The organism is Oerskovia sp. NPDC056781 (assembly GCF_042789955.1).
GTDB classification, from domain to species: domain Bacteria; phylum Actinomycetota; class Actinomycetes; order Actinomycetales; family Cellulomonadaceae; genus Oerskovia; species Oerskovia rustica.
This window is the reverse complement of record NZ_JBHUAD010000136.1, coordinates 1-10,678: the sequence shown is the minus strand read 5'-3', so window position 1 is coordinate 10,678 and position 10,678 is coordinate 1. Positions and strand designations below refer to the sequence as shown.

Annotated in this window: 11 protein-coding genes; 4 read left to right on the top strand and 7 right to left on the bottom strand. The window is 73.8% G+C overall.

Features of this window, described 5'->3' with window-relative positions; all coding sequences use genetic code 11:
• Positions 1-57 precede the first annotated feature (57 nt).
• From aztD to ACFRCR_RS12410, 4 genes are all read right to left on the bottom strand, one after another.
• Positions 58-1,335: a zinc metallochaperone AztD gene (aztD, locus tag ACFRCR_RS12425; protein WP_377677902.1), complete on the bottom strand. Its 1,278-nt coding sequence runs from the start codon at positions 1,333-1,335 to the stop codon at positions 58-60.
• 135 nt (positions 1,336-1,470) lie between these two features.
• On the bottom strand, positions 1,471-2,205 hold the full coding sequence (locus ACFRCR_RS12420; protein WP_377677901.1) for a hypothetical protein: 735 nt from the start codon (positions 2,203-2,205) through the stop codon (positions 1,471-1,473).
• Entirely contained in the window at positions 2,202-2,990 is a 789-nt protein-coding gene (locus tag ACFRCR_RS12415) for an ABC transporter permease (protein WP_377677899.1), read from the bottom strand. Before ACFRCR_RS12415 ends, ACFRCR_RS12420 begins: the two co-directional genes overlap by 4 nt.
• The gene (locus ACFRCR_RS12410) at positions 2,987-3,700 is read right to left on the bottom strand and encodes an ABC transporter ATP-binding protein (RefSeq protein ID WP_377677897.1); all 714 of its coding nucleotides are present in this window, start codon (positions 3,698-3,700) and stop codon (positions 2,987-2,989) included. The genes ACFRCR_RS12415 and ACFRCR_RS12410 overlap by 4 nt, the downstream gene beginning before the upstream one ends.
• A 130-nt stretch (positions 3,701-3,830) precedes the next feature.
• Between ACFRCR_RS12410 and ACFRCR_RS12405 the strand changes: the two genes are divergently transcribed.
• Together ACFRCR_RS12405 and ACFRCR_RS12400 are read left to right on the top strand one after the other, a co-directional pair.
• Positions 3,831-4,688 carry a sensor histidine kinase gene (locus ACFRCR_RS12405; protein ID WP_377677895.1) on the top strand — a complete coding sequence of 286 codons (858 nt, stop codon included), beginning with the start codon at positions 3,831-3,833 and terminating at the stop codon, positions 4,686-4,688.
• Positions 4,685-5,401, top strand: coding sequence for a response regulator (locus ACFRCR_RS12400; protein ID WP_377677893.1), 717 nt, complete (start codon positions 4,685-4,687; stop codon positions 5,399-5,401). Before ACFRCR_RS12405 ends, ACFRCR_RS12400 begins: the two co-directional genes overlap by 4 nt.
• On the opposite strand, the gene ACFRCR_RS12395 is transcribed toward ACFRCR_RS12400, so the two are convergent.
• Together ACFRCR_RS12395 and ACFRCR_RS12390 are read right to left on the bottom strand one after the other, a co-directional pair.
• Positions 5,391-6,728, bottom strand: a complete 1,338-nt coding sequence (locus ACFRCR_RS12395; RefSeq protein WP_377677891.1) for a glycosyltransferase family 2 protein — start codon at positions 6,726-6,728, stop codon at positions 5,391-5,393. The genes ACFRCR_RS12400 and ACFRCR_RS12395 overlap by 11 nt on opposite strands.
• Positions 6,729-6,753: 25 nt before the next feature.
• Positions 6,754-8,073, bottom strand: a complete 1,320-nt coding sequence (locus tag ACFRCR_RS12390) for a nucleotide sugar dehydrogenase (RefSeq protein ID WP_377677890.1) — start codon at positions 8,071-8,073, stop codon at positions 6,754-6,756.
• A gap of 96 nt (positions 8,074-8,169) precedes the next feature.
• Here ACFRCR_RS12390 and ACFRCR_RS12385 point away from each other — a divergent pair, with 96 nt between their 5' ends.
• Positions 8,170-8,340, top strand: coding sequence for a hypothetical protein (locus tag ACFRCR_RS12385; protein ID WP_377677888.1), 171 nt, complete (start codon positions 8,170-8,172; stop codon positions 8,338-8,340).
• Positions 8,341-8,471: 131 nt separating this feature from the next.
• Positions 8,472-9,164, top strand: coding sequence for a GntR family transcriptional regulator (locus tag ACFRCR_RS12380; RefSeq protein ID WP_377677887.1), 693 nt, complete (start codon positions 8,472-8,474; stop codon positions 9,162-9,164).
• A 27-nt stretch (positions 9,165-9,191) separates the two neighbouring features.
• Here ACFRCR_RS12380 and ACFRCR_RS12375 read toward each other — a convergent pair whose 3' ends face one another.
• The gene (locus ACFRCR_RS12375) at positions 9,192-10,529 is read right to left on the bottom strand and encodes a hypothetical protein (RefSeq protein WP_377677885.1); all 1,338 of its coding nucleotides are present in this window, start codon (positions 10,527-10,529) and stop codon (positions 9,192-9,194) included.
• Positions 10,530-10,678: the final 149 nt, after the last annotated feature.

Below are 10,678 nucleotides of genomic sequence, written 5' to 3'. Positions count from 1 at the left end.
GGCCACCTCTCCGTCGTGAGGTGGCCGCCCGGGGCGCGCGGCGCCGTCGGGCAGGGGCTACTCCGGGAGACCCGAGACGCCCGTCAGCTCGTTGGGGACGACGTCGAGCGTGGTGCTCGCGTAGACCTCGCCGGACTCGACGTCGACCGCGTGCACGGCCTTGGCGGCAGGGTCGGTCACGTATGCGGTGTGGTCGAGCACGAAGAGCGTGGGGCGCGGGGCCTGCCACTCGTCGGGCTCGGTCCAGGCTCCGGTCACGGGGATCGTGCTGGTGATCGTGCCCGTGGCGGGGTCGATGACGCGCAGCGCCCCGTCGGTCCCGAGGACCAGGGCCTCGCCGTGCGGGCCGCGGCCGAGCGAGCGGAACGAGTAGCTCGCGCCCGTCTCGACCAGGGCGATCTGCTTGCTCACGGTGTCGACGAGCGAGACGCGCGTGGGGCGTTCCAGCTCGGCGTCGGGGTCGGTCTTGTAGTCGCCCAGGACGACCGCGGACTCCTCGGACCCGGCCTGGTTGCCGATGCGGCCGTACGCGTCGGCCGACGGGATCTTGGTCAGCTCGCCGCCCGCGTAGACGACCACGCCGTCCTCGCAGCCCACGACCACGGCCTCGTCGGACGCGACGGCCTCGCCGTGCACCCCCGGGCAGGCGTCGGTGCGCGCGATCTCGTGGTGGCCGCTGTCGAGGACGACGACGCTCGACCGGGCGTCCTCGTTGCCGTCGGTGACCAGCAGGTTCCCGTTCTCGAGCTCGACCGCGACGCCGTGGTGCGGCGACGGGGTCGTGTACGTGGTGGTCTTCGGCGTGCCGTCGGCGAGGTCGTGCGGGTCGAACGACTCGACGAGCCCCGAGCCGTCGTTGAACAGGACCGTGCGGCCCGCGTGGCGGACCACGTGCCCGGGGTGGTTCGCGGCGAACTCGACCTTCGTGAAGGCCGGGTCGGACGTGTAGAAGTGCGAGTGGTTGCCGTGGGGCTCGCCCCACGTGCCGAGGTCGAGGACCCGGAACGCGTCGCCCGCGGAGACGATCACGTGGCGCTCGTCGCCCGCGGGGTTGAGGCGCGTGAAGCCGTCGACAGGGAGGTCGGCGACCTGTTCGAGGCTCGTGCCGTCGAGCACGACGACGCCTCCGTCGTAGGTCAGTGCGATGCGCGGGGTGTCGGTCGCGGCCTCGGTCCCGTGGCCGCCGTCCTCGTGCTCGTGGTCGTGCTCGTGGTCGTGCTCTGCCGCGTCGGAGGTCGCAGGGGAGCCCTCGCCCGTGGCACAGCCGGCGAGGACGGCGGCGGGCAGGGCGAGGGCGATCCCCAGGGCGAGGCTGCGGTGTCTGGTGCTTGTCATGGCGTCACGGGACCCCGGCGGGTCCCACCGTCCTTCCGGTAGGTGGAGGGGTTCCGACGCAGGAGCGCCGGACCTCGCACACCGTAGCAGAGAATGAGAACCACTCTCATTATCAATCGCGGTACGTACGTGGACCTACGCGTCGCGCACCAGGAACCGCCACGAGCCCACGCCGCCGACCACCACCACCCACGCGAGCGCGACGAGCGTCGCCGTCGGCCCGTCGAGCGCGCCCGGACCCGCGTCGAACCAGGCCGCCGCGGCGCGGTCGGGCAACCAGCGTGCGTGCTCGGTCGTGCCCGCGAGCAGCGGGGACACGACGAGCACGAGCGCGAGGACACCGACGAGTGCGGGCACGAGGTGGCGCACGACCAATGCCACGGCGTGCGAGAACACCCCGATCAGGACGAGGTAGGCCGCGGCCCCCAGGAGCGCACCCGCTCCGGCGCCGTCCGGCGAGGCGGGTGCGCCGAGCAGGTGCTGCGTGACCGCGGCCGCGGCCGCGCACGCGCCGAGCGTCGAGATCGCCGCCATCGCGACGACACCGGTCACCGCGATGCTCTTGCCCGCGACGAGCAGGCCCCGACGCGGCACGGCGGCCAGCGTCGTGGCGACCTGGCGACCGGCGTGCTCCTGGGAGACCGCCAGCACCCCGACCAGCACGAGACCCGCCACGACGAACGGCACCGTCCGGAGCGTGACGTCGACCGCCGAGGTGGGAAGGCCTTGGTCGGCGGCCGTGCCCGCCTGCGCGGCGGCGATCAGGGCGCCGACGACGACGGTCCCCACGACGGCGAGGACCGTGACGGGCAGAGTGCGCAGCTTGTCGAGCTCCGCGGCGACGACGGACCGCAGCCCCACGGCCCTCACGCGTCCCGCCGGGAGAACACGGTTCCCGCGACCACGAGGAGCGCCAGGGCCCACCCGGTCATGACGAGCGCACCGGGTCCGGCGGCCAGCCCACCGGCGACCGTGTCGACGTCCCCGAAGAGCCTGCGCCCCGCCATGTCCGGGAGCCAGTGCGCGACCGGGGTGAGCATCGTGAGCAGGAGCGACACCGACACCAGGGAGCTGTTGACCACGAGCACGAGGAGCGGGACGACCCCGCTGCGCGTGAAGACCGTGACGGCCAGGGCGAGGAGCGCGGTGAGGGTCCAGTAGAGGGCCGCGCCGAGGCAGCGCCGGACGGCCTCGTCGGCGGGGACCGTCGAGGTCGCGGCGTCGCCGATGAGCGCCTCGGCGAGGGTGACGCTCGCCGGGATCGCCACCGCCGCGGTCGCGAGCACGAGCAGGACGACCGCGGCGGCCTTCGCGACCAGGACGCCCACGCGGCGCGGGACCGCGGCGAGCGTCGTGCCGATCTGCCGCCCGCCCCCGGCGTCGGGGCTGTTCGCGGTGAACTCGCTGCTCATCGCGACCACGCCGATCACGACCGCCCCCACGGTGCCGATCGGCATGGACGCGAACGCGGTGTCGAACGCGGAACCGTAGCCCGTGTCCTCGGGACGCCCGGCGAGGAGCGCGTCGCGGACGCCGACCGCGTTGAGCAGGGTCAGCGCGGTCGCCCCGAGGACGGCGACCGCCGCCCCGGTCCACACCGCGGGGAGCGCCGAGAGCTTCTGCAGCTCCGCGGCGAACACGTTCCACGTCCTCATCGGACCGTCTCCCGGCCGTCGCTCGTGAGCGCGAAGAACGCGTCCTCGAGGGTGTCGTGGCGGCGGGTCACGTCGTCGAGGATCCCGTCCGCGACGACCCGCCCGCCCGCGATGATCACGAGGTCGTCGGCGATGTCGGCGACCTCGCCCATGAAGTGGCTCGACAGCAGGACCGTGCCGCCCGCGTCCGCGTGCGCGCGGAGCAGGCCACGGATCCACCGGATTCCCTCCGGGTCGAGCCCGTTGACGGGTTCGTCGAGGACCAGGGCCTCGGGCTCGCCCAGCAGAGCGCACGCGAGCCCCAGGCGCTGCCCCATCCCCAGGGAGTAGCGCCCCACACGCGTCCGTGCCGACGTCGTGAGCCCGACCTGCTCGAGCACGTGGTCGACCCGCCGCTGGGGGATCCCGTTGCTGCGCGCGACCCAGGAGAGGTGGTTGCGGGCCGTGCGCGAGCGGTGCGCCCCCGAGCCGTCGAGCATCGACCCGAGAGTGCGCAGCGGGTCGCGCAGGGACCGGTAGGACTGACCCGCGACGAGGGCGCGCCCCTCGTCGGCCCGGTCCAGGCCGAGGAGGACGCGCAGGGTGGACGACTTGCCGGCGCCGTTCGGCCCGAGGAACGCGGTCACCCGGCCCGGTCGGGCCTCGAAGCCGACGTGGTCGAGGACGGTGCGGGAGCCGTGGCGCTTGACGAGGTGCTCGATGGTCAACATGCCCACAGTCCAGCCGCTGCGGGTCCGCAGGTCATCGGGCCAGGGGTCGGACCTGGGGCTCGGCGTCCGACCCCGGTCCCTCGGACCGTGGTCCGATGTGCGCGCCGCGGCGGATCCCTAGACTCCGGGGGTGGAGACGACCGCCCGACCCGTGCTGCGATCTCGCGTGTGGCCCCTCGCCGGTGGCCTCGTGGGCGCCCTCGTCCTCGTGCTCGCGACCCTCGGCGTCGATCGCCCCGTGACGGCCCTCGTCGTCCTGCTCGTCGCGACGGCCGGCACGGCAGGCGTCCTGGCCTGGGCCCTGGTCCGGTCCCGGCGCGAGCGCCACGCGTACGAGGAGGACCTGACGGCCTGGGCGGCGGAACGGGCCGCGCAGGCCGAGCGCCTGCGCATCGCCCGTGACCTGCACGACCTCGCCTCGCACGGCCTGGGTCTCATCACGGTGCGTGCCGCGGCGGCGCGCACCGTGTCCGGGCCCGACGGCGAGGCCGAGCGGGCCCGCGCCCTCGCCGACATCGAGCGCGCGGGGCGGGACGCGACCACGGAGCTGCGCAGGATGCTCACGGTCCTGCGCAGCCCGGGAGACGACGCCCCGCTGCGTCCCGCGGAGACGCTCGACGACGTCCCGCAGATCGTCGAGAGCGCCCGGTCCGCGGGCCTGGACGTCGCGCTCGACGCCGAGGACCACACGGTGTCGGCCGGGGTGGGGCTCGGCGCGTGCGCGGTCGTCCGTGAGGCCCTCGCGAACGTCCTGCGGCACGCAGGCCCGACCCGGGCCCAGGTCGTCCTCCGCCGCGACGTCGCGGGGCTGCGGCTGGTCGTCGAGGACGAGGGGCCCGTCGCCGGGTGGGTGCCTCATCCTGGGGCAGGGGTCGGGCTCGCGGGCCTGCGCGAGCGGGTCGTGGCGCTCGGCGGCTCCCTCGCCTCGGGCCCCTGCGGGCGCGGGTTCCGTGTCGAGGCCGTGCTGCCGGACGGTGGGCGGTCGTGACGACGTCGGGCTCCGCGACCACCGTGGCGCCGGTGCGGGTGCTCGTCGTGGACGACCAGCCGCTGATCCGCCACAGCCTGCGGATCGTGGTCGACGGTGCGGGCGACCTGCTGGTCGTGGGCGAGGCGAGCTCAGGTGAGGCCGCGGTCGAGACCGCTCGCCGGACCCGCCCCGACGTCGTCCTGATGGACGTCCGCATGCCCGGCGGCGACGGGATCGACGCCACGCGCCGGATCGTGGCGGACCCCGACCTCGCGACGACCCGCGTCCTCGTGCTCAGCATGTTCGAGCTCGACGAGTACGTCCACGGCGCCCTGCGCGCGGGGGCGAGCGGCTTCCTGCTCAAGGACGCGGAGCCCGCGAGCCTCATCGACGCCGTACGGCGTACGCACGCGGGCGAGTCGTTGTTCGCCCCGGCCATCCTCACCCGGATCGTCACGCACTACCTCGACGGCGGGCCGTCGCGCGAGGCGGTCGCCCCGACGGCCCTCACGAGCCGGGAGGTCGAGGTGCTCGCGCTCGTGGGCCGCGGGCTGTCCAACCAGGAGATCGCGCAGCGGCTGACGATCTCCATGGGGACCGTCAAGACCCACGTCGGCAACCTGCTCGCCAAGCTCGGCGCCCGTGACCGGGCCCAGCTCGTCATCGCGGCGTTCGACCACGGGCTCGTGACCGCGGGGCGCCCGACGCCGGGCGGCACGCTCAGGCGGTGACCTCGACCGACTGCCGGGTGCCCCACGAGACGTTGCCGACCGTCGCCATGGCGTACCAGCGCATGACGCGCAGGACCGTGAGGTACCAGAGCCCGACGAGCGGGGCGCAGGCGAACACCGTGACCCGCTGCGCGGTCGTCTGGTCGCTGCGGCGCAGCGTCAGGTACGGCGCCGCGACGACGAGCTGGACGGTGCCGACGATGACGGCGCCCATGGCCAGGGCGGCGGGGTGCAGGAGCGCACCCGACACGACGAGTGCGACGAGCGCCATGGTGGCCACCGAGTACTGGACCCAGCGCACCAGGTGGTACCAGTAGGCGAACCGGTCGGTGGGGAGGCTGCGGAAACGGGTGCCCGAGCGCAGGAAGGAACCGCGCATCCAGCGCAGCTGCTGCCGGCGGTGCCCGTCGAACGTCGAGGGCATGTTCGTGAACGCGAAGGCGCTGGGCTGGTGGACGGTGCGTCCGCGCTGCTGGGCGAACAGGGTCAGCAGGCTGTCGTCGGACGTGTGGACCGGCCGGCCGCGAAAGGTCTCGGCGAGGTAGTGCTCGACGTTGTCCCACAGGACTGCCGCACGATAGGTGGCGAGCGCCCCGGAGTTGACGAGCACCGAGCCCGTCCGGGACAGCGCGGCACGGTCGACCATCTGCATCGACAGGTACCAGACCTCCTGCATGCGGGTGAGGAGGTTCGTGCGGTAGTTCGTCACCAGGATGGTGCCCGCGACCGACTGGACCTGCGGGTCCTCGAAGGGCTGGAGGGTCTCCTCGATCGCGCGTCGGTCGAGCTGGGTGTCGCTGTCGACCGTGACGTAGAAGTCGGCATAGGGGAACGTCCTGGCGGCGGTGACCTGCGCGCTGCGCTTGCCCCCGTTGGGCTGGCGCTGCCAGGTGCCGGTCACGCCCGCCCCCTCCGCGGCACCGAGGAACCAGTCGCGGACCGCGGCGTAGTCGCCGACGGTCGACCCGTCGTCCACGACGCAGATCGCGGCAGGCAGGTGGGTCTGGCGCAGGAGCGCCTCGAGGTTGGCCCGCAGGGTCTCGTCGTCCTCGTTGAACGCGGGCACCAGGACCGCGACCTCGGCCTGGGCGAGGCGGGCGGCGCCGTCGTCCGTGGCGCGCGAGGGCTTGTCGAACGCCGCGACGGCGAGCTGCCACACGAGCAGCACGATGCCGGCGGCGTAGACCCACAGGACCGGGTTGCCCCCGGTGACGACGGCGGTGAGCCGGTAGCCGGCCCAGGCGATCCCGGCTGCGGCTCCGGCGAGCAGGACCCAGGTGGCGCGGCCGGTGACGCGAAAGGCGCTGAGCGGGGGCTGTGCGGACATCGGACTGTCTCCTCGGGCTGGCCGGTCAGAGGGTGGCGGTGACGCCGGGCAGGGTGCCGGTGGTGTCGAGGAAGCGCTGCGCGGTCGGCGCCAGGGCAGGCAGGTCGTACGCGGTGTGGCGCTGGACGAGGACGACGAGGTCGGCGGCGGCGACCGCCGCTGCGAGGTGCTCGTCGTCGACGCGCACGGTGGAGGGCACGTCCCAGGACGTGACGTGCGGGTCGTGGAACTCCACACGGGCGCCCCGGTCGTTCAAGGCCTGCGCGAGGGGGCGCGCGGGGGTCTCCCGGTCGTCGGAGATGTCGGGCTTGTAGGCCACGCCCAGGAGAAGCACGTGCGCGCCGCGCAGCGGCAGGCCGTCGTCGCCGAGCAGGTCCTGGCACCTGCGGGCCACGTACTCGGGCATCGAGGTGTTGATCTCCTGGGCGAGCTCGGCCATGCGCAGCGGCCTGCCCAGGCGCTCGCGGAGGTGGTGACTCAGGTACATGGGGTCGATCGGGATGCAGTGGCCGCCGACCCCGACACCTGGCCGGAAGGCGTGGAAGCCGAACGGCTTGGTCGAGGCGGCCCCGATGACGTCCCACACGTCGATGCCCAGGTCGTGGCACGCCTGCGCGAGCTCGTTGACGAGCGCGATGTTGACCTGGCGGTACGTGTTCTCGAGCAGCTTGGCGGTCTCCGCCTCGCGGGTCGAGGCGACCGGCACGACGCGGTCGACCAGCCGGGAGTAGAGGGCGATCGCGCGCTCGGTGCAGGCGGGCGTCAGGCCGCCGACGACCTTGGGGGTGTTGCGCACACCGAACCGGCCATTGCCCGGGTCGACCCGCTCGGGCGAGAACGCGAGGTGGAAGTCCGTCCCGGGACGCAGGCCCGAGTGCTCGGAGAGCAGCGGCGCGACGATGTCCTCGGTCGTCCCCGGGTAGGTCGTCGACTCGAGCACCACGAGCGTGCCGGGCTGCAGGTTGCGCCCGACGGTCACGACCGCGCTGCGCACCGCGGTGAGGTCCGGTCCGCCGTCGGCCCCCAGGGGGGTGGGGACGCAGATCACGATCGAGCGTGCGGAGCGCAGCACGCTCTCGTCGGTCGCCGCCACGAAGCCGGTGGCGTTCATGGCGGCGACCTGCTCGTCGCTGATGTCGTCGACCGCGGAGCGACCGAGCCGCAGGCCCGCGACGAGATCCCCGCTGATGTCGAACCCGGCGACCGAGAGGCCGGAGACGCTCGCCTCCTGCGCCAGGGGCAGGCCCACGTAGCCGAGGCCGACGACCGCGAGGTCGTGGACCGCGCGTCCCGTCGGACGCGAGGTCGTGGTCGGCCGGCGGCGGGTGATGGTCGGGGCGGTCATGGCGGCTTCTCTCTCTCGGGGTTGTGCTCTCGTTGCTGACTCCTCTAGTATGCACGTATACACGTACACCTACAAGAGGGAAGGAGGGGAGAGATCATGAGCGACGGAATGCCGATGGCCACGACAGGTGGCGTGCTGGTGCTCGCGACGACCGGCGCACAGGCCGGCCTGGGCTGGATGATCGCTGCTGCCGCAGCGCTCGTCGTCGCCGGCGCGGTCATGCTGCGCCTGCGCAGCCGTGCACGCAAGGAGTCCGGCGCACGCTGAGGCGACCCGTGGGGTGGGCTGACGCCGTTCCCCGGCATGCCCCAGGGGCATCTCACAGTCGCGCGCCCGGACGTCGGTGGGGAACCCTGCCGTCGACCGCCTAGTCTCGAGGCGACCCCGAAGGAGGAATCGTGCCGCTGCAACCGCTCGACCGGCCGTTGACCGTGTCCAGTGCTCTCGTCGACGGCGTCTACGAGGTGCTCCTCGACGCCATCGTGTCCGGCGAGCTCGCGCCGGGCGAGGTCGTCAAGGAGTCCGAGGTCGGTACGGTGCTCGGGGTGTCGCGCACCCCGGTGCGCGAGGCCTTCCGGCGCCTCGCCGAGATCGACCTGCTGCGCATCGCGGTCAACCGGGGCAGCCGCGTCACCGAGCTCGACCCCGTGCACCTCGCCGAGGTCGCCCAGGTCCTGGCCGAGCTGTCGGGACTGGCCGCCAGGCTCGCCCTGCCACGGCTCACCGACCAGGACACGGCCTGGATCCAGGACCTCAGCGAGCACCAGCTCCGCGCGGCCCTCAGCGACGGCGCCGAGGAGTACCGGCTCTACGGCATCGAGTTCCTCGACCTGCTCGTCGACCGTGCAGGCAACCACGTGCTCGCCAGGACCGCCGCGTCCTTGCGGCCCCACGTGCACCGCCTGCTCACCCTGCACAACGACCGGCTCCCGCACCTCGAGCTGGCCGAGGACCTCGCAGGCATGGCCACGGCCGTCCGCGAGGACGACGCCGAGCTCCTGCAGGCGACCGTGCGCGCCTACTACCGGCTCACCGTCGAGCACCTCCTCGACGCCGGGCGCGCGGGAGGTCACCTGAGCCTGCTCGCCTGACCGGGAGCGCCCGACGACGCACCCCCGTCACGTGGTCGTCGTCGGTTCGGGGTCCTCACGGCGCACCGGGACCTCGCCGTCGGCCAGGTCGGTCGCCGCTGCGCTCGCCGACCCGCCCCGCCCGAGCTGGACCAGCCGGACCACCGCCCCGACGAGCAGCACCACGAGCGCGACGTTGCGGACGGCCGCGAGGAGGACGATCCACGGCGTGCCGACCATGAACTCCCAGTACGCGATCGGGTAGAGCACCTGCGTCAGCGCTGCGGTTCCCAGGACGGCGAGGGCGGGGGGCGACCAGACCGACCGTGCGCCCGGCCCGGCGAGCGCGATCGCGACGGCGACCGGCGGCCCGATCCACGCGACGAACTGCGGCGAACCCACCTTGTTGAACACGATGAGGCTCAGCAGCAGCGCCGTCACCGCGAAGAGGAACACGTCGGTACGGACCTCGGGACGGCGGCGGACGGCCCACCAGGAGGTCGCGGCGATCGCGACGACGGCCAGGGGCAGCAGCACGTCCAGCAGCCGACCGGTCGTGGTCGTGCCGGGGCCGAGGATCTCCAGGGTGCGGATGTCGGGGTTCATCCAGACCCGCCAGCGCGGGTCGATGAGCCGCAGGACGCTGAACGGGGTGGCGAAGACCGACTCGGACTGCAGGCCGCGCGAGTCCTGCGTGCCGAACACCCCGAGGACCCGGGCGCCCGAGCCGCCCGCGAGGGCGAGCGCGACGACCACGACGCTGACCGCCGCACCCGGCAGGACGACGGTGCGCCACGGGCGCCTCGCTGTCGTCAGGAGTGCGACGACCACGGCTCCCGGTGCGATCTTGACCCAGGCGCCGAACGTCGCGATCGCCGTCGCGACGGCGGGTCGGCGGACCGCGACCGCGAGCGAGACGACCAGCAGCGCCCCGGCCACGCCGTCGAGGCGTCCCAGGAAAATCGGCCCGAGCGCGACGAGGAACAGCAGCCACCACCAGGCCGCGACCCGGCCGCGACCGGGCAGGCGCGCGAGGAACCAGAGGGCGACCGCGTCGAGCACGACGATCAGGGCCAGGAACTGTGCGTAGTACGCCTCGAACGAGGTTCCGACGACGGCGGGGGCGGCGACCGGCAGCAGGGCCCCCACGGGGTAGACCCAGTCGTAGTCGAGCACGGGCCAGATCCCGCGGTCCCAGCCGGCGCGGGCCCAGTACCAGTAGAGCTGGACGTCGCCCGAGATCCGGTAACCCCAGGTCAGGGCGTCGACGATCAGCCAGGCGTGCACGAGCACGAAGCCCGCGACCAGGGCCCAGGGGGAGCGCAGCGCCCAGGCGAGGAACCGGCGTCCGGTCGAGGCGGGCCGGGCGGCGGTGGTCTCGGGCACGGGCTCATCGTCGCACGACGGCGCCACGCACGTCGGGCGAGGGGCGCACCGTGGACGGGGGCGCCGTCGGGCACGAAGAAGCGGCCCGCCCGGACGAGAGGAGGCCCGGGCGGACCGCTGGTCGCGCGGTGAGGCAGCACCGCGCGACG

Coding starts and splice junctions, on each gene's coding strand:
- aztD (WP_377677902.1), bottom strand. CDS start 1,335: ATGACAAGCACCAGACACCGCAGCCTCGCCCTGGGGATCGCCCTCGCC.
- ACFRCR_RS12415 (WP_377677899.1), bottom strand. CDS start 2,990: ATGAGGACGTGGAACGTGTTCGCCGCGGAGCTGCAGAAGCTCTCGGCG.
- ACFRCR_RS12410 (WP_377677897.1), bottom strand. CDS start 3,700: ATGTTGACCATCGAGCACCTCGTCAAGCGCCACGGCTCCCGCACCGTC.
- ACFRCR_RS12395 (WP_377677891.1), bottom strand. CDS start 6,728: ATGTCCGCACAGCCCCCGCTCAGCGCCTTTCGCGTCACCGGCCGCGCC.
- ACFRCR_RS12390 (WP_377677890.1), bottom strand. CDS start 8,073: ATGACCGCCCCGACCATCACCCGCCGCCGGCCGACCACGACCTCGCGT.
- ACFRCR_RS12385 (WP_377677888.1), top strand. CDS start 8,170: ATGAGCGACGGAATGCCGATGGCCACGACAGGTGGCGTGCTGGTGCTC.